Consider the following 20,507-nt stretch of genomic DNA (forward strand, 5'->3'; position numbering starts at 1 on the left):
GGTGATTTCCGGGGTCACACATGAGGGCGCCAGGCGGGGGGTCCGGCGCGCTCAATGGCCTCCGCCACCGCTGCCCGCGGGCGGCGCCGGCTTGGCGATGACCAGGGTGAAGACCGCCATGGTCGCGAACAGCACGGTCAGCATGGTGAACACATCCATGAACGACAGCAGCGACGCCTGCTGCTGGACCATGCCCGACAGTTTGGAGATCGCCGCCTTGGTGGCGTCGAGGCCGGGAGTCTGCTGGAAGTCGAGCGTCATGTTCTGCAGCTTGGTCTGCGCCGCCGCACTGCCCCATTCCACATGCTCGGCCAGCCTGGCGTAGTGGAAGGCGCTGCGATCGATCAGCACGGTGTTGATGACGGCAAGGCCGACCGCACCGCCGAGGTTGCGGGTCAGGTTGAACAGGCCCGACGCGTTCTTCAGCCGGTCCGGCGGCAAGGTGCCGAGCGCAATGTTGTTGATCGGCACCATGCACAGCATCATCGAGCTGCCGCGCAGGATCTGCGGGATCAGCAATTCCCAGAAATCCCAGTCGGCGGTCAGATGCGTCATCCACCATGTGCCGGCAGCGAAACCGAACAGCCCGATCATCATCATGATGCGCAAATCCATCTTGCTCGACAAGATGCCGGAAATCGGCGCAGTGACGAACATCGCCAGGCCGCTGACGAACAGGGCTTCGCCGATCATCAAGGAATCGTAGCCGCGGATGCGTCCGAGGAACACTGGATAGAGATAGGTCAGACCGTACAGGCCGATTCCGATGACGAAGGAGAACAGCGAACCGAAGGCGAAATTGACGTTGGTGAAGGCCCTGAGATCGACGATAGGCTCCTCGGCGGTGAAGGCACGCCAGAAGAACAGCGCCGCACCGACAACCATGATGATGGCGCAGATGAACACGGCCTGTTCCTGCAGCCAGTCATGGTTCGGACCTTCCTCGAGCACATATTCCATGCAGCCGAGAAATGCCGCCATACCGGCAAGGCCCCACCAGTCGAACTTGCTGAACAGGCCGAGATTGGGCTTGTCAAAATCGATCAGGGTCCAGGTCGTAACCGTCACCAGAATGCCTGGAATGACATTGATCAGGAACAGCCAGTGCCACGACATGGCATGGCTGATATAGCCGCCGACGGTCGGGCCGATGGTCGGCGCCAGCGTCGCCACCAGGCCGATCATCGGCGACACCATGGCGCGGCGCGACGGCGGGAAGATGGTGAAGGCGGCGGCGAAAACGCTCGGGATCATGCCGCCGCCGATAAAGCCCTGGATGGCGCGGTAGACGATCATCTGGTCGATGTTGGTGGCGGTCGCGGCCAGCGCGCTGGCCGCCGTGAAGCCGGCCGCGGCGCCTGCAAACAGCACGCGCGTCGACAGCATCCGGCTGAGGAAGCCCGACAGCGGGATCATCACCACTTCGGCGATCAGATAGGCGGTCTGCACCCATGGGATTTCATCGGAACTGGCGCTGAGGCCGGCCTGGATCTCGGCCAGCGAGGCTGAGACGATCTGGATGTCGAGGATCGCCATGAACATGCCGAACACCATCGCCAGGAAGGCGATGAGGCGGCGCGTCGAGATGGTCGTCGGTACCGCCGGCATGGCAGGCACCGGCGCCGCTCCTGCTGTTATGGTTGCGGTTGCCATGGCATTGCTCCCGGCGTTCGCTCAGTTCGCCGCGGCCGGAGCCGTGCGGCTGTCGACGGCGACAACGACGCTCAGGCCGGCGCGCAGCCTGCCTGCCTTCAGCACATCGGCCGGCACGTCGATGCGAACCGGGATGCGCTGCACCACCTTGGTGAAGTTGCCGGTGGCATTTTCCGGCGGCAGCAGCGAGAACACCGCACCCGAAGCCGGCGCCAGCGACGACACCGTGCCTTCGAAATCATGGCCGTCCGTGGCGTCGACCGAGACCCGCACCTTCTCGCCGGGCACCAGCTTGGCCAGCTGCGTCTCCTTGAAGTTGGCAACGATGTAGAGCTTGTCCAGCGGCACCACGACGGCGAGCTTCTGGCCGGGGCTGACGAGGTCGCCCTGCTCGACCGAGCGGTTGCCGACGACGCCGTCATAAGGCGCCTTGAGCACGGTGAAGGACAGATCGCGCGCGGCCTTGTCGCGGTTCAGCCGCAGCGAAGCCAGCGTGCTGGCCGATTCGGCGCGCTGCGCTTCGAACACGCCGATATTGGCCTGTGCGGCTGCAATCTGCGCGTCGGCGCCGACAAGGGCTGCATTGGCCTGGTCGAGAGCGGTCTGGGCGTCGTCCAATTGCGCCTGCGTGCCGACATGCGTCTTGACCAGTTGCGCGGCGCGCTGCTGGGCACGAGCGGCATTGTCGGCTGCCGCCTGGTCGGCGACCTTCTGCGCCTGCGCCTGTTGCAGCGAAGCGTGCGCCGCCTTGGTCTGCGCGTCGATACGGTCGAGCGTCTTGGCCAGCGTGGCGATCTGCGCCTCCGCCTGGGCAACGGCTATTCTGTAGTCGCCGTCGTCGATCGTCAGCAGCGGATCGCCGGCCTTGACCTGCTGGTTCTCCGAGACCTTGACTTGATCGACATAGCCGGAAATCTTCGGCGAGACGAACGACATGTCGGCCTGGACATAGGCATCGTCGGTCGAGATCAGGAACCGGCCGTCGGTCCAGTAATTATAGCCATACCAGGCGCCGGCGCTGAGCAGAGCGAGGCCGACGATCGGCAGCATGAACGAGCGAGCCGACCGCTTTTTCTTGGCCGGCACCTCGGCCAAAACTTCGGCGGCAGGCTTGATCGGCGCTTCCGGCGCTTCGATAACCGGCGAGACCTTGGCGTTGGGAAAGGGGCGGACTTCGGCGGTGGTTGGCGTGTTCGAGGACATGATATCTCGCTACCGTAGCTACATAAGGAAAATGTGTTATACTGAACCGTTCGGTTCGATGCGAACGTTGACATAGCGCTAAAGCAGGCCCATATCAAGAGCAATCGAACCGCTCGGTTCGAATTATTTCGCGAGGTGTGACTTTAATGGCCGACACGTTACCCGACGTCGAAAATGATCCGTGCGATGTGCTGGATAGTGCGCGTCGCGGCCGCCCGGCGGCGGGCCAGGATCCGGTCAAGCGCAGCCAGATTATCGAGGGCGCGCGGCGCGTGTTCATCGACAAGGGCTTCGAAGCGGCGTCGATGAACGACATTACCCGCGAGGCCGGCGTCTCCAAGGGCACGATCTATGTCTACTTCGCCAACAAGGAAGAGCTGTTCGAGGCGCTGATCGAGGAAGAGCGCGGCACCATCTTCAAGAACATGTACGACATGCTCGACCGCGCCGACGATCTGCGCCAGACGCTGGTGAAGTTCGGCAAGGTGCTGTCGATGAAGATCACCTCGGCCAAGGTCATCCAGGCGCAACGCACCGTGATCGGCGCCTCCGACAGGATACCGGACATGGGCGCGCGGTTTTACGAACGCGGCCCCAAACGCGGCCACGACAAGGTGGTCAAGTTCCTCAATGCAGCCCTAGAACGCGGCCTGCTCAAGATCGATGATGTCGATCTTGCCGCCTATCAATTCACCGAACTGTGCCTCGCCGGCCTGTTTCGCCAGTGCATCTTCGCCTACCGCACCAAGGCGCCGAGCCAGGATGAAATCGACCACATCGTGCGGTCGGGCGTCAGCCTGTTCCTGAAGTCCTACGGCACTGAAAAACTTGCCGAGGAAGAAAGCCACCAGATGATCGCGCTCGAGGCGAAGTCCAAGGCAAAGGCCTAGTTAGCCAAAGGTCTTTTTTCGCAACTCCGGACGGAAAACCGCTTCACACTTTTCCCGGAGTTGCTTTTAACCGCCATTGGCCGCCAGCACGATCGCCGCGCGCAGTTCGTCCAGACCCTCGCCCTTTTCCGACGACGTGGCGAGCACGAACGGAAACGCCGCCGGTCGCTTCTTGATCTTCAGTAATGTCTCTTCGATCAGCTGCGGCACGCCGGCGGCCTTGATCTTGTCGGTCTTGGTCAGCACGATCTGGTAGGACACCGCCGCCTTGTCGAGCAGCGACAGCACTTCGTCGTCCTTGGCTTTGATGCCATGGCGGGAATCGATCAGCACATAGACCCGCTTCAGCGTCACGCGGCCCTTGAGATAGTCGAAGACCAGCTTGGTCCAATCGTCCACCTTTTCCTTCGGCGCGCTGGCATAGCCGTAGCCCGGCATGTCGACCAGCGCCATTGGCGGCAAGTCGGTGCCTTCGCCGGAAAACCCGCCCGGCACGAAATAGTTGAGCTCCTGCGTGCGCCCCGGCGTGTTGGAGGTGCGCGCCAGCCCGTTATGGCCGACCAGCGCATTGATCAGCGACGACTTGCCGACATTGGAGCGGCCGGCAAAGGCGATCTCCGGCGGCCCCTCCGGCGGCAGGAACTTCATCGCCGGCACGCCGCGGATGAAGATCCACCCCTTGGTGAACAGGTCGGTGCCGATGACGGTGTTGCCCAGCGCGTTCAAATCGCTGCCTCCAGCCTGGAAATATCGGCGCCCCGAATGGCGTTGAGGTTGCGGCCGATCTTGTCCACCGGCCAGTTCCACCACGCCACGGAAAGCAGCCGCCTGACCGTCCTGTCGTCGAAACGCATCTTCACCACCTTTGCCGCATTGCCGGCGACGATCGCATAGGCCGGCACGTCATGCGTCACCACCGATTTCGCCGCCACGATGGCGCCATTGCCGACCGACACGCCGGGCATGATCACCGCATCCATGCCGATCCATACATCATTGCCGACCACCGTGTCGCCGCGCAGTTCCTGCGACCACGTCTTCGGGTCGAAGCCTTGCTCCCAGCCATGGCCGAAAATGTTGAACGGATAGGTGGAAAAGCCGGACATGGCATGGTTGGCGCCGTTCATGATGAAGCGCGCGCCCTCCGCGATGGCGCAGAACTTGCCGATGATCAGCTTGTCGCCGATGAAGGGATAATGATGCAGCACGCACCGCTCGGCGAATTTGTCCGGTCCGTCAGGATCGTCATAGTAGGTGAACTCGCCGATCTCGATATTCGGCGCGGTGACCAGGGGCTTGAGGAAGCCGACGCGGGTGTGCATCGGGATCGGGTGTTTGATGTCTGGGTTGGGTCCGTCCATGGCGAGATCCGTCGAGAGTGGCGCAAATTAAAGCCGCCATTCGAGATGGCGTGATCCGCCCTATAGCACCAATCGCCCGATGAGCGAGCCCTGCTGGGCTTCGATGTTCAGTTCGTGCCGCGGCAGATCACGATCAGGTCGACCGCCGCCGTCGGCTAAGGCGCCCTGAAACAAAAAAAACGGGGCCCTGCGAAGGACAAGCAGGACCCCGGTGGTGTCGAAGACGGCTTCAAAAGAATGGCACCTCCTCGTGAGGTGGGGAAGGCAGACCGAGAAAGCCCGTCGCAGCCCGCCGTCATTCCCCGTTGCGTAAAGCCGTTACTTCGGCAACAGCACCTTGTTGACGACGTGGATGACGCCGTTCGACTGGTTGACGTCGGCGACCGTTACCTTGGCGGCGCCGCCGGATTCGTCGACGATATAAAGCGCGCCTTTTTTTACCTCGGCGATCAGCGTGTCGCCGCTGACGGTCTTCATTTCATACTTGCCACCCATCGCCTTGGCCTTGGTCATCATATCCTTGGCCGAGATCTTGCCGGCCACGACATGGGCGGTCAGGATCTTGGTCAGCTTGTCCTTATTTTCGGGCTTCACCAGCGTGGCGACGGTGCCGGCCGGCAGTTTCTTGAAGGCGGAATCGGTCGGCGCAAACACCGTGAAGGGTCCCGCGCTTTCCAGCGTGTCGACCAGGCCGGCGGCCTTGACGGCGGCAACCAGCGTCTTGTGGATCGGCGAGTTGAGGGCGTTCTCGACGATGTTCTTCGAGGTCAGCATCGCAGCGCCGCCAACGGCGGGATTGGCGAGCGTATAGGCCGTCGTAGCTGCGAGGCCCGATAGAGCCAGGCCGGCGGAAAAGCAGAATGCCTTGAGGATGGACTTTGCCATTGGAGAACCCTTCTGGTGCGACAATTGTTGATTCGATTGTCGGGAAGAGTTACGCGGCGATTGCGGGAAAGTTTCGGTGCAGAGTAAAAAAGGATAATGATAACAAATATTTAAAGGCGAATGCCCATTCCACGCGCCGCATCCCCGCGATGGACATGACGGGGTCACGGATCAAAAACAGCGGTCTTCGGATTAGAGCTGATCGGTGTTGATCGGCCTTGGCGGTACAAGCAGCAGCCACGCCGGTTGCACGCCGCAAGTTTCGCGCCTCACGGGAACGTGATGCGCGCCTCGTCCACAAAAACACCGGACGAGCCGGGGCTTTGATTGCCACGCTGTTTATTCAGCTGGCGAGGGTTTCTTTCGGAACAATGCCGTCAGATTGTCCCACAATTCGATCTTGGCGCCCTGGCGCTTCATGATCACGCCCTGCTGCAGGATCGACAGCGTGTTGTTCCAGGCCCAGTAGATGACGAGGCCGGCCGGGAAGCTGCCCATCATGAAGGTGAAGATCACCGGCATCCAGGTAAAGATCTGCGCCTGCGTCGGATCCGGCGGCGTCGGGTTCATGCGCATCTGCAGGAACATGGTGATGCCCATGACCACCGCCCAGGCGCCCATATGGGGCAGGAAGGCCGGTGGCGCGAAGGGCAGCAGGCCGAACAGGTTGAAGACCGAGGTCGGATCGGGCGCCGCCAGATCCTGGACCCAGCCGAAGAACGGCGCGTGCCGCATCTCGATGGTGATGTAGAGCACCTTGTAGAGCGAGAAGAACACCGGGATCTGCAGCGCCACCGGCCAGCAGCCGGCGAGCGGATTGATCTTCTCGGTCTTGTACAGCTCCATCATCGCCTGTTGCTGCTTCATCTTGTCGTCCGCGTATTTCTCGCGGATCTCGAGCATCTTGGGCTGCACCTTCTTCATGTTCGCCATCGACGCATAGGATTTGTTGGCGAGCGGGAAGAAGAGGGTTTTGACGACCACCGTGGTGGCAAGGATGGCCAGGCCGAAATTGCCGAAGAATTTGTACAGCGTGTCGATCAGGTAGAACATCGGCTTGGTGATCCAGATGAACCATCCCCAATCGATCAGCCGGTCGAACAGCCTGATCTGGCGGTCCTGGGCGTAGGCGTTGATCTTGTTGACTTCCTTTGCGCCGGCGAAGATCTCGGTCTCGACCGTCGCCGACTGGCCGGCGGCAATGGTGATCGGGTCGGTGAGGAAGTCCGACTGGTAGCGCGGGCGGCCATTGTCGTAATAGGCATAGTGCGGCTGGAACGGCTGCTTCTCGGTCGGCACCAGGGTGACCGCCCAGTATTTGTCGGTGATGCCAAGCCAGCCATCGGTCGATTTGCTCGGCGTATAGAGCTTGTTCTTCTCGATGTCGGCGTATTTGTGCTCCTGCAGGCCTTCCGTGCCGGTGACGCCGATCAGGCCTTCATGCAGCACATAGGAACTGGCAATGGCTGGCTTGTCGAAACGAATGACGCGGCCGTAATTGGACAGCGTGACGGGGGCCGAGCCTGAATTCTGCACCGCATCGGAAACGGTGAACATGTAGTCGCCGTCGACGGAGATCGTGCGCTTGAAGGTCAGGCCCTTGTCGTTGGTGAAGGTCAGCGTCACCGGCGTCGCCGGCGTCAGCGTCGCAGTGCCGTCGACGCTCCAGACCGTTTCCGGGCCCGGCACCGTGCCGGTCGTGTCGCTGCCGACAAAGCCGATCTCGGCATAATAGCCGGTGGGCAGCGCCTGCGGATTGAGCAGCTGGATCTGCGGCGATGTCTTGTCGACCGTCTCGGTGTAGTGCTTGAGCTTTAGGTCGTCGAGGCGGGCGCCGGTGAGGTTGATCGAGCCCGACAGGCTCGGCGTGTCGATGTTGACGCGGGCCGTCTTGGCCACTTCCTGCGCGCGGCCTTCCGGCGTCGTGACATAGGTGCCGGGCGCGTTTGGAATGGCGCCGGGCGCTGCGGGCGCCGGCGTGCCGCCGGGGTTGGCGGCCTCGGCCGCCTTCTTCTGCTCCGCCGCCCGCTGCTCTTCGATGCGGGCCGCCTCGCGCTGCTGTTCGCTGCGCGGCAGCACATAGAAATATTGCCACAGCCCGAGGATCAGCACCGACAAGACGATGGTGATGTAGAAGTTCCGGTTGTTTTCCATCGAAAGCCCTTGGCCTATCGTGTTCCGCTGAGACGGCGGGAGAGTTCGGCCTTCAACTGGCCGAACGGAATGGTAAGCACGTCTTCACGCCCGACGATGACATAGTCATTGCCGGGCGCCATGTCACTTGCGGCATGGGTGCGCACGGCTTCTTTCAGCCGCCGCCTGACGCGGTTGCGCACAACCGCATTGCCGACCTTCTTGGTGACGGTGAAGCCGACGCGCGGCGGCAGGCCGTCTTTGCGGTCGAGAACTTCAACGAGAAAAAGCCGCCCGCGCCGCTTTTCACCGCGGCGGACGGCCAGGAATTCCGCACGTTTCAGAAGCCGCTTGGGGTTTGGTCCCACTGGCTTGCCGGTTGCGGGCAACGATCTCGTCTTCCGTTCAGGCGCTGAGCCGCTTGCGGCCGCGGTTGCGGCGAGCTGCGACGACGCCGCGACCACCCTTGGTGGCCATGCGAGCACGGAAACCGTGCCGGCGTTTGCGGACGAGTTTGGACGGTTGGTAGGTACGCTTCATTTGTTTTAATACCGCGGGGTGCGGCCCTTCTTGATTCTGTCACTGTGTAACAGGAGCTTTGCCGGGCCGGCATTGGCGCGATCGAAACCGCGCCGGGACGAATGGCCCGAGCGTGAGCGGCTTATAGAAAGAAGGGTTTTGGGAGTCAATCCAGCGCGAACGCCAGTTCGTCGCAGCGCGAACTGCCAGTTCGTCATGGCGCGACACCCCGTTCGTCGCAGCGCGAAAACCCAGTTCGAGGCGATCTTTATTGCTGGTACCATCGTCCAACGAAGGATGAAATTGGCAAAAAAGCCGCAATCGCCTAATCTCAACCGATCAAGCGTTTGTGAAGACAGGCCTTAATGAGCGAAGTTGCATCAGCGGATGAAGGGAGCGGCCCGGCGACAGCCGATGCCAGCCCGGCGACCGTTCGCCCGGTTGCGAGCCGTTCGGTGCCCAATCGTTCAGTGCCCTTGGCGCGCGGCCTGTCGACCAAGCTGCTCTTGCTCACCATTGTCTTCGTGCTCCTGGCCGAAGTCCTCATTTTCCTGCCCTGGATCGCCAGCTACCGCCTGGCCTGGCTGAAGGAGCGGCTAAGCACCGCTGCCGCGGTGTCGATCGTGCTGGTGCAGGGCGAGCCCAATTCGCTCTCCCGCGCCGCCCAGAACGACGTGCTGATGGCAATCGGCGCCAAGGCGATCGCGGTGCGCGACGGCGGCGTATCGCGCCTGCTGGTGGTGGCCGAGATGCCGCCGCAGGTCGACGAGCACATCGACATCGCCAATGTCGGCATGATCAAGGGCATGACCGGGGCGCTGGATACGCTGTTCTTCGGCGGCAAGCGCATGCTGCGGGTGTTCGGCCCGGTCGGCGACAGCGACAAGGAATTCGAGCTGATCATGCCCGACTATTCCCTCCGCAACGCCATGCTGCGCTATTCGCGCAACGTCGCCTTCGTCTCGCTGCTGATCTCGCTGTTCACCGCAATGCTGGTCTATGCCGCGATCGACCTGATCATGATCGGCCCGATCCGCACCATGACGCGCTCGATGCTGTCCTTCTCCGAGGCGCCCGACGATCCAGGGCGCATCATCCACCCGGCCGCCCGTGCCGACGAGATCGGCGTTGCCGAGCGCGAACTGTCGCAGATGCAGGAACGGCTGCAAAAGATGCTGTCGGAGCAGAAGCATCTTGCCGATCTTGGCCTCGCCGTCTCCAAGATCAACCATGACATGCGCAACATCCTGGCCTCGGCGCAGCTGATGTCGGACCGCCTGCGCCTGGTCAAGGACCCGACGGTGCAGGCCTTCGCGCCAAAGCTGTTGCGCGCGCTCGACCGCGCCGTCTCCTATTCCGAAGGTGTGCTCCACTATGGCCGCACGCAGGAGCCGGCGCCCTCACGCCGCCGCTTGCGGCTGCGCCAGCTGGTCGACGACGTCCACGGCCTGCTCGACATCGAGGACGGCATCGAATTCGTCAATGCCGTCGAGCTCGCCTTCGAGGTCGATGCCGATTCCGACCAGCTGTTTCGCGTGCTCACCAATCTGTGCCGAAACGCGGTGCAGGCGATGGCGGCCGACGCCGAGAGCGCGCTGGTGCGCCGGCTCGCCGTATCGGCCGAGCGCATAGGCAGCGTAAGCCGCATCATTGTCACCGACACCGGTCCCGGCCTGCCGGCGAAGGCGCGAGAAAACCTGTTCGCGGCGTTTCGAGGCTCGGCCCGCAGCGGCGGCACCGGCCTTGGCCTGGCCATCGCGCACGAGCTGATCCGCGCCCATGGCGGCACGGTGGAACTGGTCGAATCGATCGGCGGCCGCACCACCTTCGCCGTCACCATCCCCGACCAGCCGGTCCGCCTCGACCAGGCCCGCAACGGCCTGCGCCGCCCTGCCTGAGCTGTATTGATATTCAGCCGAAGCCGGACTGAGCTGAATCTCAGCACCCCTTTGATCGGCACCGTCGAAAGCAGCTGCGACAAAACTTTTGCCGGATTGGCTTGCTTTTCGGAAATTCAGTCGCTAGGGAACACGTCTTGTCGCGGCCGGTCGTCAGGATCGGTTAGCGGGGCTATGTAAAGCATGGCCTGTTGCGCGCCCGTAGCTCAGCTGGATAGAGCACCAGACTACGAATCTGGGGGTCAGGAGTTCGAATCTCTTCGGGCGCGCCATTTCCGCCGAATCTGCGATTTCCTGCGATCCGCTTTCGGTCTTGGGCTCGCATATGAAGAGCAGGTCGCGGAACACGTTGCCGAGCACCGCCTCATCCGAGTGCTGGAGAACTGGACGCCGCCTATTCCGGGCTTCTTCATTTATTACCCCAGTCGTCAGCCTGACTGCGCTATAAACGCGCTGCGATGTTCTTGAAACGGGAGAGTACGCGGCGACCGTTATCTGGGCGCAGCGACGCTGAATGCTCATTCACGCCGCCGCGCAGCACGCTCACTTTTCTTCCGCCTTTCCCGGATCAGGGCCCAATAGGCCTCGCTCCAGCCAGATACCGCTCATTGTCAAACGGCTCGGCGTGGGTGCTGCCCGGGCTCCACATGTGGCGGTGGGTCTCGGTCAGATTGCCGAGATAGACATGCAGCGCGCCTGAGCGGGCGATGCCGGTGTTGGCCACCGCGTGCACGGTATCAGGGGTCATGTGCACCACCGCGGGCGCCGCGATGTCGTGGCGTTCCGGCGCATCGATCTCGCTGCCGTCGACGGGATAGATGAAGTTGGTCTCGCTGCCCTTGTAGATGCCGATCAGCGCATCCATCAGATGGTTGTGCGGCGGGTACCGCAGGCCGGGCGACAGCGTGATGTGGTAGATGGTCAAGTCAGGGCTGGCATGCAGCAGCACCTCATCGTCGTCTTCCTCATGCGCGAGCACGCCTGATGCATGGAAGCGGTCGGTGTGTTCGCGCAGCACCGCCTTGACCCGTTCGATGGCATGAGCACCTTTGGCTGCGTTGACGATACCGGCGGTTACGGCGTAGAGAGGCGAGTTGGCGGCAAGAGACATTTGTCGTCATCTCCATTGGGAAGCTCAACCAATACAGCTGAGATGCTCAGGCTAGCGAATGCCGACAGACCCGTCAACCGGATGGTCGAAACGGGCAAGCAGACTACGCGGGCAGACTACGCGGGCAGACCACACGGGCAGGCAGATATGGCTCTTCCGAAATCAGTGTCACCGTCCGCCGTCAAGGCGCCGTCGACCGCCGACATATTGCGCAGCGAGGAAGCTTATGAGCAGCTGAAGAGCGACATCGTCGCCTGCGTCCTGCAACCCGGCGAAAGCCTGACCGAAAAGCAGATCGGCGACCGCTACCAGATCAGGAAGGCGACGATCCGCTCGGCTTTGGCCCGCCTGACGCAGGAAGGGCTGATCAAGAGCGAGCCGCGCCGCGGTTATGTCATCGCACCGCTTAGCCTGCGCGACGTCAACGAGATCTTCGACCTCCGCAGCCTGATCGAACCGGAAGTGTTCCGGGTGGCCGCGGCAAACCTCACCGAACGCGGGCTCGACGACATCAGGCTGGCGGCGCAGAAGGTGCTGAAGCCGGAGACGCTGCGCAGCCATGTCGCCTTTCTGGCGGCCGACCGCGCCTTTCGCCTGGCCCTGGCTGAACTCTCCGGCAATCTGCGGCTGGTTCGCCTGCTCGACCAAACGCTCGACCAGTCGGAGCGTGTCCTCCATCTCGGCTTCAAATCGCGCGACTTCACGCAAGCGATCATCGGCCAGCAGAAGGAGTTGGTGCTTGCCTGCGAGCTGGCCGAAGTCTCGGCCATCGCAAAGCTTGCCCGCTCGCAGTGCCTGTCGCTCAAGAAGCAGGTGCTCGAGGCCTTGCTCGCCGGCTCCAAGCTGCAGGACGCCAATTTGCAAAGCTTCGCCTGAGGCGCGAAGTCCGCGCTCTCTGGCCGATGCTTACTCGTCGATGAAGCGGATGTCCGCATCGGCAAGGCAATAGGGCGCGTAGCGGAAATCGCGGATATGGCTGACCTTTCCATCCTGCCAGTCGACCAGCATGAAGCCGCGCACGGCGTCATCTCCCGTTTGCGGGTTGCGGATCAGGATGGCCGGCCTGCGGTCGACGAAGCCGAGCGACAGCGCCCAGTCCTGGACACGGTCGTAATTGCCGAAATAGTTGGAAACCTGCGCCTTGCCGCGCATGCGGGTGCGGTTGACGACTTCAAGCTGGATATCCTCGGCGATCAACGCGCGCACGGCGTCGAAGTCGCGCGCGTTGAACAGGTCGACATAGCGGCGCAGGCGCCGCTCGTCGTCGGCGTCGAGCTTTGGGGCAGGCGCCTGCTCGTCCTGTGACGCCAGCAGGCGCAGCTGCGACCGCCCGCGATGCAGCGCTGCCTTGGTCGCGGCCAGCGTCGCGCCGGACACTTCGCAGGTTTCGTGCAGGCTGAGGCCAAGCACGTCGACAAGGATCACGGCGCTGCGCTGCACTGTTGCCAGCTGCATGAAGCTTCGCAGGCTGGCGGCGGTGGCGAGCCTCGCATCGGCGCTTGCGGAGGGGTCTTCGATCGTCGTCATGTCGGTCTCGCTCATGCGCGCCTGCTCCCGCTGGCGCCGGCGCAGATGATCCTGCGCGGCATTGTGGGCTATGCGGAACAGCCATTGCTCCGGACGCCCAACGGTGGCGTCGCCGTCGATGGCCTGCAGTGCCTTGATCAGTGTCTCCTGGACGATGTCCTCGCCATCGATCACCGAGCCGGCCATGCGGGCGCAGTAGCGGTGCAGCTTCGGTCGCAAGGCGCCGAGCATCGCCTCCAGGGCAACGCGGTCGAGTTTTGCTGTGTTCATCCTGTCCGTTCCCAAAATGCCGGTCTTTGCATTCAAGCCGGCACGACCTCGCCGGCCAGCATACGATAATTGCCGACGATCTTTGCCGGCGATCTGGCAAGCGGCGTCGAGCGGCGCCCGGCATGATCGGCGCTGAAGGCCTTGAAGGCTGCGAGCCCCGTCAGGCCGTCGCCATCCTGGCTGACAAGATGGATGAACTCGCCATTCTCCAGTTCCAGGACGAGGTAGCGCACGGATTGCGGCTTCGTGTCGTCGAGTGCCTCGAACACCTGTGCAACCAGCATACGGTTCTCGGCGATGCTTTCGTCCTTCACGCCGTAGCGGATGAGATTGTAGCCCATTGTCGTCTCCTGTTTTTCAACTCTGCACAGAGAAGACGTTTCGCGGCCTCGAAAAGATTCGTCGCCCGGCGAATCTTTTCGATCGTCCGGATCGTCTTTCCCGTCGACGGCTGCGCGGCAGCCGTCCAGGAGCAGGAGAGACCCATCATGCACATCCAGTTTGCCGAATTGCCGGTGTTCGACCAGGCCCGCGCCAAGGCCTTCTACACCGGACATCTTGCTTGCCAAGTGGCGGAGGACCAGCTGATGGGCGACAGCGGCTGGCGCTGGATCGAGCTGACATTTCCCGGCGCCGTCACCAATTTGCATTTCGTCAAACGCCCCGATGACACGCCGGGCACTGAGCCCGTGCTGGTGCTCGTTGATGGCGATGTCGAGGCAACGGTCGCGGGCCTGAAGGCGCGCGGCGTCGAAATCATCACCGAGCCGCAGGAAGCGCCTTGGCAGCCGGGCCGCACAGTCGCCGAATTCCGCGACAGCGAGGGCAACCGCATGGTTGTCGCCAGCAAATGATCGGACCCGGCGCAAAGCCGAACTTTGACATGAGAACAACAGGAGAGATGGACATGACCCCCCAAACGTCGACGCTGAAAGTACCGGGCGCCAGCCTCTATTATGAGATGCGCGGTTCCGGCCCCGTACTGTTGATAATCCCCGGCGGACCGCAGGACGCCGGCGTCTTCGCCGATGTCGCGGGCCACCTCGCCGACCGCTACACGGTGGTCGCCTATGATCCGCGCGGCAATTCGCGCAGCACCTTCGACGGAGAGCCGCAAGAGCAGGACCTCGATGTCCATGGCGACGATGCCGCGCGATTGATCGAGGCGCTTGGCGCCGGACCGGCCTATGTGTTCGGCACCAGCGGCGGCGCCCAGATCGGGCTCAACCTCGCCGCCCGCCATCCCGGCCGGGTTCGTGCGCTGGTGGCGCATGAGCCGCCCAGCATGATGCTGCTCGACGACCCGTCGCCGTCACTGGCCGGCATGCGCGACCTGCACGACACCTATCGCAGCCAGGGCGTCGAGGCGGCGATGCAGAAATTCTTCAGCGAGAACAGCCTGTCGGAAGGGCCGGGTCAGGATGAAGCCGGGCCGCAGGACGGACCGCCTTCGTTCGAACCGTCGCCCGAGGAGGCCGAGACCTTTGCCAGGGTCAGCGGCAATTTCGAATACTGGCTGGCGCATGGCGTCATGCCGCTGTCGCTCTACCGTCCCGATATCGAGGCGCTGCGCGGCCGCCCGGTCGTGGTCGGCATCGGCGAAGAGTCCATCGGCCAGCCGATCGACGGCATGGGCAAGGCGCTGGCCGACAGGCTCGGCAGCAAGCGCGCCGCCTTCCCCGGCGACCACATGGGCTTTGCGCCCTATCCCGACCGCTTCGCCGAGACCTTGCACCTGACGCTCAGAGGCGCGTGAGATCGTCAGTTCGATAGGAAAGGGCGTCCGCATGCACAATGCGGACGCCCTTCTCCCATGAAATTACCGGCTAAGATTGCTGTATCAGACGGCCTCCCAGCCTTCCTTGCCGCCGGCGCGGAAGATGGCGTCGATGACCTTCTGGTTGAGCACGGACTCCTCCAGCGTGAAGACACGCTCCTTGCCACCCTGTGCCGCCCTGGCAAACGTCTCGACCTCGCGCCGGTATTGCTGGGTGCCGGGAAAGCGGAACACCTGCGCCTCCGTATGGTTCTGGTTGTGCAGTTCGATGCGGTGATGGTCGTAGAGCCCGGCATTGAACGGCGAGAACACCTCGATGAAACCTTTCTCGCCGTGGAACACCATCACCTGCCGCGCCGCCATCTGCGTCGACAGATAGAAGGACAGTTCGAAATCGCCGAAATCGGCGCGGATCGAGGAATAGATGTCGGTGCCGAATTTCTTGTCGCGCTCGATCGTCGCCTGCACGCGCAGCGGCTCCTTGCCGGTTGAAAACCGCGTCGACACCGTCGGATAGACGCCGATATCAGGCAGCGCGCCGCCGCCGAGATCGAGCTGGTTGCGCATGTTGGTGGGATCGACATTGTAATAGGAGAAGGCGCCCTGCACATGGCGCAGCCGGCCGATGGCGCCATCGGCGATGAGATCGCGCACCTTGATCCATTGCGGGTGGTAGATGACCATGAAGGCCTCGCAGACCAGCATCTTCTTCTGGTCGCGCAGCTTGATCAGCGGCGCGATGTCCTTGGCGTCGAGCGCCAGCGGCTTCTCCACCAGCACATGTTTTCCCGCTTCGATGGCCTTGGCCGTCCATTCGACATGCTGCGATGTCGGCAGCGGGATGTAGACGCCGTCGACGTCTTTCGAAGCCAGCAGCTCCTCATACGAACCAAAGGCATGCCTGGCGCCGAACCGCTCGCCCAGGGCCTCGGCCTTCGACAGGTCGCGGCTGGCGATCGCGGACAAAACGCCATTCTCGGCCTCGACGATTGCCGGCAACAATTGCTCGCGGCCGATCTTGGCCGTCGACAAAACACCCCATCGGAACATCAGGCTTCTCCTATCGATTTACAGGCGAGGAGGTTTGCCCGAAATTGCGGGAAAAGCCAATGCGGATCGCTGGTCCTGCTAGCCTCGCTTGCCCGTCAGCGTCATGTCGAAATCGACAATATTCGAATAGATCGGCGTGCCGACATCCATGCCGTAGCGGGAGCGCAGCACCTTGCCGGTGACGTGGAACGTAATGACGCCACCCTTCAACCGGCCGAGCTCGGCAGTGAACTTTTCCGCAAACGTCTTGCCGCGCGCCGTCAGCCGGCCGCTGACCAGCGCCGTGGTGTCGCTGGTTCGGGTTACGCTGGTCGAGCGGAACTGGATTTCGGGGCTGTTGGCGACGTCGAACACCGCATCGGAGCGCAGGAAGGCGTCGATGCGGCCCTGGCCGGTGCCGACGCTTTCGGGATAGATGGTGAAGTTGACCGCGGAACGGCCGACATCGCTGTTGTCGATGCGGATGGAGCCCTTGAAGCGGCCAAAGGCGCCGTCGAGGCCGCCGCCACCGACCTTGCCGATGGAGAAGCGAATGCTGGAGCTGGCCGGGTTGACCGTGTAGCTGCCGGCGGCGTCGCCGAGGTCCACAGCGGCGGAGACAGGCATGGCAAGGCAAGCGGCAACAGCCGCCAATCCGAAGATGCGCGCATACATGGGTTTTGTCCTTCTGGGGCAGGCGAAGTGATGCGCCCTCACCCCAATGAACGAATGCGCGGCGCGCGCTATTCCATGTCCTGATCTGACGAAGGCGTGATCATGCGCGTGAGCACGCTGTCGCGCAGCCAGAAATGATGCCGCAGCGCCGCCAGCGCATGCAGCGCAACCAAGGCAATGCCGGCATAGGCGAGATACCGGTGTGCTGCCGCCCAGAAGTTTTCCGCCGCACCGGACACGCCGAGCGGCAGGTTCGGCATCACGAAAAGGTTGAACGGCATGCTGGGGATCTCCAGCATCGACACCGAAACCAGTGCCCAGCCGGACAGCGGCACCGCGAGCTGGAAGCCATAAAGTGCCAGATGCGCCAGCGGCGCCGTCCGACGCTCCAGCCCTCCGACCGAGGCCGGCAAGGCCGGGGCCGCATTGCCGAGCCGCCAGGCAATGCGCAGGATGAGGAGGCCGAGCAGCAGGAAGCCGAAGGATTTGTGCAGCTGGATCAGCTCGAAGGCGGTGCGCTGGCTGGTCAACCGCACCATGATGAAGCCGAGCATGAACTGGCCGATGAACAGGATGCCGATCAGCCAGTGGAGGACGATCGCCGCCCAGCCGTAGCGGGTTGAGTTGTTGGTGATGGATGCCGGCATGGTTGGTGAACGAATGGCAGCTGGGCTTTCTTCCACCCTCCCCCTTGTGGGGAGGGTCGGCGCGAAGCGACGGGGTGGGGGGTAGCGCCCTACGAAGACCCCCACCCCGATCCGCTACGCGGATCGACCCTCCCCACAAGGGGGAGGTGGCTAAGCACCGGCCTTGAAGAAATCCACAAACGCCCGCAGTGCCGGGCGCATCTGGCGGCGGCTGGGGTAGTAGGCGAAGAAACCGTCGAAGGGCGGACACCAGTCTTCCAGCACGCGGATCAAGCGGCCGTCGGCGAGCGGTGCGCGCACATAATCGTCGAAGACGAAGGCGAGCCCAGCGCCGTCGACCGCCGCCTGGGCGATCAAATGGTCTTCGTCGAGGATCAGCGGCCCTTGCGCCGCGATCTCGATCTCTTCGCCATCCTTCTCGAATTCCCAGCGGTAAAGAATGCCGCTGGAAAAACGGAAGCGGATGCAGCGGTGGTCGGCAAGATCGCGCGGATGGCGGGGTCTTGGCATGGTCGCGAAATAGCATGGCGCGCCGACCACGGCGCCGCGAAGGTCCGGTCCGATGCGCACCGCGATCATGTCGCGCTGCAGGCTCTCACCGAGCCGCACGCCGGCATCGAAGCCGCCTTCGACGACGTCGGTGAAGCGATCCTCGATGACGATTTCCAGCACGATGTCAGGATAGGCCGCGGCAAAGCCGCCGAGCCTGGGCGTCAATGCCAGGTGGGCCGCGGTGCGCGGCACGGTCAGCCGCAGGTTCCCGGCCGGCCGGTCGCGCGCCTCGATCGCCGTTTCCAGCGCCAGATCGATCTCGGACAGCGCCGGCCGCAGCCGTTCGAGCAACTGCGCGCCCTCTTCCGTTGGCGCTACGCTGCGGGTGCTGCGCGCCAAAAGCCGCACGCCGAGCCGCGCCTCCAGGCTGGAGACGGCATGGCTCACTGCCGAGGGCGCTATGGCCAGTTCGCGCGCCGCGCCACGAAAACTGCCGCATTGGGCGACTGTTGCCAGTACAGCGAGTTGAGAAAGATGCGCTCGGTTCATTGCTCTATTTTATAGAACAGCCCGTGCGAATGACAGCCAATTATCGAACGTAAAGCCAAGCGCTATCTCTCTTTCATCGCAACAAGGAGACGCGCCATGAAAACCCGCAAACTTGGTACTGAACTCGAAGTCTTCCCCGTCGGCCTCGGCTGCATGGGCATGAGCTTCGCCTATGGCGGTCAGGCCGAGGCGGACGCAATCGCCACGCTGCGCCGCGCTGTCGAGATCGGCGTGACGTTTTTCGACACCGCCGAAGTTTACGGCCCCTTTGAGAACGAGATCCTTCTCGGCAAGGCGTTGAAGCCGGTGCGCGACAGGGTGACGATCGCCACCAAATTCGGCTTCAAGATTTCCGAGGAAGGCTCAGGCCTCGAACGTATGGTTGGCGTCGATAGCCGCCCGGAGCACGTCAAGGCAGTGGCGGAAGCCTCGCTGAAACGGCTCGATACCGATGTCATCGACCTCTACTACCAGCACCGCGTCGATCCCGGCGTGCCGATAGAGGACACGGTCGGCGCCATGGCGGAACTGGTGCGCGACGGCAAGGTGCGGGCGCTGGGCCTGTCGGAGGTCAGTGCCACCACCATCCGCCGGGCGCACGCCGTGCATCCGATCGCTGCCGTGCAGAGTGAATATTCGCTCTGGAGCCGCGACCCCGAAGACGAAGTGTTCGATGTCTGCCGCGAACTCGGCATCGGCTTCGTCCCCTACAGCCCGCTCGGTCGCGGCCTGCTCACCGGCACCATCGCCAAGCCCGAGGCCCTCAGCGACGACGACTGGCGCCGGACCTTGCCGCGTTTCCAGGCCGACGCCATGGCGGCCAATGCCAAGGTGATCGCCACGCTGGAAAAGCTGGCGGTGGAAAAAGGCGTCACCTCGGCCCAGCTGGCGCTGGCCTGGGTGCTGCACCAGGGCGACTTCATCGTGCCGATCCCCGGCGCAAGAAAGATACGCCATCTCGAGCAGAACACGGCGGCGGTCGGGATCGAGCTGAGCGCGGCTGAGGTCGCGGCGATCGGCGATGCGCTGTCGCCGGACAAGGTGGTTGGCAAGCGCTATACGGAGGAGCTGTTGGCGCTGGTGAATGGGTGAGTGCCTTTACCCTCCCCCTTGTGGGGAGGGTCGATCCGCGAAGCGGATCGGGGTGGGGGTCCTCGTGAGGCGCACCCCCACCCCGTCTCTCTGTCTCCGCCTCGCTGCGCCAGCGAGCCGACCCTCCCCACAACGGGGAGGGTAAGTCTCACCACGGCACCACCGTAATCTCCGGCCAGCACGCCTTCGCCCTCGCCCCCTTGGCCTCATGCGTGCGCCTGTTATCCATCAGCCGGTTGGGCGTGATGCGAAACGCGAAGAGGTCATCCAGCCCGAACGGCGCCACGACCTCAAGCTGCCCATCGGCATCGTATCGCACCCCGACCGCATGCGTCTTCGAAGCAAAATAGCTCACCGACTCGCTGGAACTCGTATAGCGCGGGCAGGGCTGGCCGAATTTCTGCGGATACCACAGATGCACCCGTGCCTGGTTGCGCACCTCGGCCGGCAGAGCCAGCCCCTCGAAATGCTGCGCGGCTCGACGGATGACCGCGTCCTCGGCCTCGTAGGACAGGTCGCTGTCATCGAAGTAGAAGAGATCGACATCCTTGATGCCGTAGCCCGGCGCCTTGCCGGTCAGGTGGTTCCAGACGCTGTTGTAGAGCGCGCCGGACACCACCAGCCAGTCCGGCAACGCCAGCGTGCGGGCCCGCTCCAGCGCGTCGCTGACGAGCGCATCCGCCAACACCATGGCGAGAAACGCTTCGCGCTGGGCTTCGAACGGCAGACCGGAATAGCGCAGATGGTCCATCGCCCTTTGGAGAGCGATTCGCAACTGCCGGCAATCCTCAGAAGC

The 20,507-nt window shown here is 63.2% G+C and carries 22 protein-coding genes and 1 tRNA gene; 7 read left to right on the forward strand and 16 right to left on the reverse strand.

Annotation, left to right across the window (positions count from 1 at the left end):
- Positions 1 to 51: 51 nt before the first annotated feature.
- Both NLY36_RS16270 and NLY36_RS16275 read right to left on the reverse strand, forming a co-directional pair.
- Positions 52 to 1,653, reverse strand: a complete 1,602-nt coding sequence (locus tag NLY36_RS16270; protein ID WP_023696025.1) for a DHA2 family efflux MFS transporter permease subunit — start codon at positions 1,651 to 1,653, stop codon at positions 52 to 54.
- A gap of 21 nt (positions 1,654 to 1,674) precedes the next feature.
- The gene (locus NLY36_RS16275; RefSeq protein ID WP_023696024.1) at positions 1,675 to 2,856 is read right to left on the reverse strand and encodes an HlyD family secretion protein; all 1,182 of its coding nucleotides are present in this window, start codon (positions 2,854 to 2,856) and stop codon (positions 1,675 to 1,677) included.
- 146 nt (positions 2,857 to 3,002) lie between these two features.
- Between NLY36_RS16275 and NLY36_RS16280 the strand changes: the two genes are divergently transcribed.
- On the forward strand, positions 3,003 to 3,746 hold the full coding sequence (locus NLY36_RS16280; RefSeq protein ID WP_023736960.1) for a TetR/AcrR family transcriptional regulator: 744 nt from the start codon (positions 3,003 to 3,005) through the stop codon (positions 3,744 to 3,746).
- Between the two features lie 66 nt (positions 3,747 to 3,812).
- Here the strand turns inward: NLY36_RS16280 and yihA are convergent, their stop codons facing one another.
- The 6 genes from yihA to rpmH form a co-directional block, all read right to left on the reverse strand.
- On the reverse strand, positions 3,813 to 4,472 hold the full coding sequence (yihA, locus tag NLY36_RS16285; RefSeq protein ID WP_023673242.1) for a ribosome biogenesis GTP-binding protein YihA/YsxC: 660 nt from the start codon (positions 4,470 to 4,472) through the stop codon (positions 3,813 to 3,815).
- A complete protein-coding gene (locus NLY36_RS16290) occupies positions 4,469 to 5,107 on the reverse strand; it encodes a CatB-related O-acetyltransferase (RefSeq protein ID WP_023681358.1) in 639 nt (212 codons plus the stop codon). Before NLY36_RS16290 ends, yihA begins: the two co-directional genes overlap by 4 nt.
- 318 nt (positions 5,108 to 5,425) lie before the next feature.
- A complete protein-coding gene (locus NLY36_RS16295) occupies positions 5,426 to 5,992 on the reverse strand; it encodes a fasciclin domain-containing protein (RefSeq protein WP_023673244.1) in 567 nt (188 codons plus the stop codon).
- 339 nt (positions 5,993 to 6,331) lie between these two features.
- Positions 6,332 to 8,146: a membrane protein insertase YidC gene (gene yidC / locus NLY36_RS16300; RefSeq protein WP_023736959.1), complete on the reverse strand. Its 1,815-nt coding sequence runs from the start codon at positions 8,144 to 8,146 to the stop codon at positions 6,332 to 6,334.
- Between the two features lie 14 nt (positions 8,147 to 8,160).
- The gene (gene rnpA, locus NLY36_RS16305; RefSeq protein WP_023736958.1) at positions 8,161 to 8,514 is read right to left on the reverse strand and encodes a ribonuclease P protein component; all 354 of its coding nucleotides are present in this window, start codon (positions 8,512 to 8,514) and stop codon (positions 8,161 to 8,163) included.
- 16 nt (positions 8,515 to 8,530) lie between these two features.
- Complete coding sequence (gene rpmH, locus NLY36_RS16310; protein WP_008833937.1) at positions 8,531 to 8,665, reverse strand: 50S ribosomal protein L34; 135 nt, start codon at positions 8,663 to 8,665, stop codon at positions 8,531 to 8,533.
- A gap of 344 nt (positions 8,666 to 9,009) precedes the next feature.
- Here rpmH and NLY36_RS16315 point away from each other — a divergent pair, with 344 nt between their 5' ends.
- Together NLY36_RS16315 and NLY36_RS16320 are read left to right on the forward strand one after the other, a co-directional pair.
- Entirely contained in the window at positions 9,010 to 10,542 is a 1,533-nt protein-coding gene (locus NLY36_RS16315) for an ATP-binding protein (RefSeq protein WP_023672265.1), read from the forward strand.
- Between the two features lie 195 nt (positions 10,543 to 10,737).
- Positions 10,738 to 10,814 (forward strand) — tRNA-Arg (locus NLY36_RS16320).
- A 296-nt stretch (positions 10,815 to 11,110) separates the two neighbouring features.
- Here NLY36_RS16320 and NLY36_RS16325 read toward each other — a convergent pair.
- Positions 11,111 to 11,653, reverse strand: a complete 543-nt coding sequence (locus NLY36_RS16325) for an autotransporter (protein WP_023672266.1) — start codon at positions 11,651 to 11,653, stop codon at positions 11,111 to 11,113.
- 147 nt (positions 11,654 to 11,800) lie between these two features.
- Between NLY36_RS16325 and NLY36_RS16330 the strand changes: the two genes are divergently transcribed.
- A complete protein-coding gene (locus NLY36_RS16330; protein WP_023672267.1) occupies positions 11,801 to 12,529 on the forward strand; it encodes a GntR family transcriptional regulator in 729 nt (242 codons plus the stop codon).
- Between the two features lie 30 nt (positions 12,530 to 12,559).
- Here the strand turns inward: NLY36_RS16330 and NLY36_RS16335 are convergent, their stop codons facing one another.
- Together NLY36_RS16335 and NLY36_RS16340 are read right to left on the reverse strand one after the other, a co-directional pair.
- On the reverse strand, positions 12,560 to 13,450 hold the full coding sequence (locus NLY36_RS16335; RefSeq protein ID WP_023672268.1) for a sigma-70 family RNA polymerase sigma factor: 891 nt from the start codon (positions 13,448 to 13,450) through the stop codon (positions 12,560 to 12,562).
- Between the two features lie 32 nt (positions 13,451 to 13,482).
- On the reverse strand, positions 13,483 to 13,791 hold the full coding sequence (locus tag NLY36_RS16340) for a hypothetical protein (RefSeq protein ID WP_023681378.1): 309 nt from the start codon (positions 13,789 to 13,791) through the stop codon (positions 13,483 to 13,485).
- A gap of 147 nt (positions 13,792 to 13,938) precedes the next feature.
- On the opposite strand from NLY36_RS16340, the gene NLY36_RS16345 reads away from it, so the two are divergent.
- Together NLY36_RS16345 and NLY36_RS16350 are read left to right on the forward strand one after the other, a co-directional pair.
- On the forward strand, positions 13,939 to 14,304 hold the full coding sequence (locus NLY36_RS16345) for a VOC family protein (RefSeq protein WP_023696017.1): 366 nt from the start codon (positions 13,939 to 13,941) through the stop codon (positions 14,302 to 14,304).
- Between the two features lie 53 nt (positions 14,305 to 14,357).
- Positions 14,358 to 15,206: an alpha/beta fold hydrolase gene (locus NLY36_RS16350; protein ID WP_245260324.1), complete on the forward strand. Its 849-nt coding sequence runs from the start codon at positions 14,358 to 14,360 to the stop codon at positions 15,204 to 15,206.
- 84 nt (positions 15,207 to 15,290) lie between these two features.
- On the opposite strand, the gene NLY36_RS16355 is transcribed toward NLY36_RS16350, so the two are convergent.
- The 4 genes from NLY36_RS16355 to NLY36_RS16370 form a co-directional block, all read right to left on the reverse strand.
- The gene (locus NLY36_RS16355; protein WP_023696015.1) at positions 15,291 to 16,277 is read right to left on the reverse strand and encodes a Gfo/Idh/MocA family protein; all 987 of its coding nucleotides are present in this window, start codon (positions 16,275 to 16,277) and stop codon (positions 15,291 to 15,293) included.
- A gap of 78 nt (positions 16,278 to 16,355) precedes the next feature.
- Complete coding sequence (locus tag NLY36_RS16360; protein ID WP_023696014.1) at positions 16,356 to 16,931, reverse strand: YceI family protein; 576 nt, start codon at positions 16,929 to 16,931, stop codon at positions 16,356 to 16,358.
- A gap of 68 nt (positions 16,932 to 16,999) precedes the next feature.
- Positions 17,000 to 17,578 (reverse strand): cytochrome b, encoded by a 579-nt coding sequence (locus tag NLY36_RS16365; RefSeq protein ID WP_023696013.1) that lies wholly within the window; start codon positions 17,576 to 17,578, stop codon positions 17,000 to 17,002.
- A gap of 150 nt (positions 17,579 to 17,728) precedes the next feature.
- Positions 17,729 to 18,619 (reverse strand): LysR family transcriptional regulator, encoded by an 891-nt coding sequence (locus tag NLY36_RS16370; protein ID WP_023696012.1) that lies wholly within the window; start codon positions 18,617 to 18,619, stop codon positions 17,729 to 17,731.
- Between the two features lie 96 nt (positions 18,620 to 18,715).
- Between NLY36_RS16370 and NLY36_RS16375 the strand changes: the two genes are divergently transcribed.
- Positions 18,716 to 19,711 carry an aldo/keto reductase gene (locus NLY36_RS16375; RefSeq protein WP_023696011.1) on the forward strand — a complete coding sequence of 332 codons (996 nt, stop codon included), beginning with the start codon at positions 18,716 to 18,718 and terminating at the stop codon, positions 19,709 to 19,711.
- Positions 19,712 to 19,859: 148 nt separating this feature from the next.
- Here the strand turns inward: NLY36_RS16375 and NLY36_RS16380 are convergent, their stop codons facing one another.
- A complete protein-coding gene (locus NLY36_RS16380; RefSeq protein ID WP_023672277.1) occupies positions 19,860 to 20,462 on the reverse strand; it encodes a nucleotidyltransferase family protein in 603 nt (200 codons plus the stop codon).
- Positions 20,463 to 20,507: the final 45 nt, after the last annotated feature.

This window comes from Mesorhizobium sp. C399B (assembly GCF_030323185.1).
In the GTDB taxonomy this organism is placed as follows: Bacteria; Pseudomonadota; Alphaproteobacteria; order Rhizobiales; family Rhizobiaceae; genus Mesorhizobium.

Coding starts and splice junctions, on each gene's coding strand:
- NLY36_RS16330 (WP_023672267.1), top strand. CDS start 11,801: ATGGCTCTTCCGAAATCAGTGTCACCGTCCGCCGTCAAGGCGCCGTCG.
- NLY36_RS16335 (WP_023672268.1), bottom strand. CDS start 13,450: ATGAACACAGCAAAACTCGACCGCGTTGCCCTGGAGGCGATGCTCGGC.
- NLY36_RS16355 (WP_023696015.1), bottom strand. CDS start 16,277: ATGTTCCGATGGGGTGTTTTGTCGACGGCCAAGATCGGCCGCGAGCAA.
- NLY36_RS16360 (WP_023696014.1), bottom strand. CDS start 16,931: ATGTATGCGCGCATCTTCGGATTGGCGGCTGTTGCCGCTTGCCTTGCC.
- rpmH (WP_008833937.1), bottom strand. CDS start 8,665: ATGAAGCGTACCTACCAACCGTCCAAACTCGTCCGCAAACGCCGGCAC.
- NLY36_RS16275 (WP_023696024.1), bottom strand. CDS start 2,856: ATGTCCTCGAACACGCCAACCACCGCCGAAGTCCGCCCCTTTCCCAAC.
- NLY36_RS16365 (WP_023696013.1), bottom strand. CDS start 17,578: ATGCCGGCATCCATCACCAACAACTCAACCCGCTACGGCTGGGCGGCG.
- NLY36_RS16350 (WP_245260324.1), top strand. CDS start 14,358: ATGACCCCCCAAACGTCGACGCTGAAAGTACCGGGCGCCAGCCTCTAT.
- NLY36_RS16270 (WP_023696025.1), bottom strand. CDS start 1,653: ATGGCAACCGCAACCATAACAGCAGGAGCGGCGCCGGTGCCTGCCATG.
- yidC (WP_023736959.1), bottom strand. CDS start 8,146: ATGGAAAACAACCGGAACTTCTACATCACCATCGTCTTGTCGGTGCTG.
- NLY36_RS16325 (WP_023672266.1), bottom strand. CDS start 11,653: ATGTCTCTTGCCGCCAACTCGCCTCTCTACGCCGTAACCGCCGGTATC.
- NLY36_RS16345 (WP_023696017.1), top strand. CDS start 13,939: ATGCACATCCAGTTTGCCGAATTGCCGGTGTTCGACCAGGCCCGCGCC.
- NLY36_RS16380 (WP_023672277.1), bottom strand. CDS start 20,462: ATGGACCATCTGCGCTATTCCGGTCTGCCGTTCGAAGCCCAGCGCGAA.
- NLY36_RS16315 (WP_023672265.1), top strand. CDS start 9,010: ATGAGCGAAGTTGCATCAGCGGATGAAGGGAGCGGCCCGGCGACAGCC.
- NLY36_RS16290 (WP_023681358.1), bottom strand. CDS start 5,107: ATGGACGGACCCAACCCAGACATCAAACACCCGATCCCGATGCACACC.
- NLY36_RS16280 (WP_023736960.1), top strand. CDS start 3,003: ATGGCCGACACGTTACCCGACGTCGAAAATGATCCGTGCGATGTGCTG.
- NLY36_RS16340 (WP_023681378.1), bottom strand. CDS start 13,791: ATGGGCTACAATCTCATCCGCTACGGCGTGAAGGACGAAAGCATCGCC.
- NLY36_RS16295 (WP_023673244.1), bottom strand. CDS start 5,992: ATGGCAAAGTCCATCCTCAAGGCATTCTGCTTTTCCGCCGGCCTGGCT.
- NLY36_RS16370 (WP_023696012.1), bottom strand. CDS start 18,619: ATGAACCGAGCGCATCTTTCTCAACTCGCTGTACTGGCAACAGTCGCC.
- NLY36_RS16375 (WP_023696011.1), top strand. CDS start 18,716: ATGAAAACCCGCAAACTTGGTACTGAACTCGAAGTCTTCCCCGTCGGC.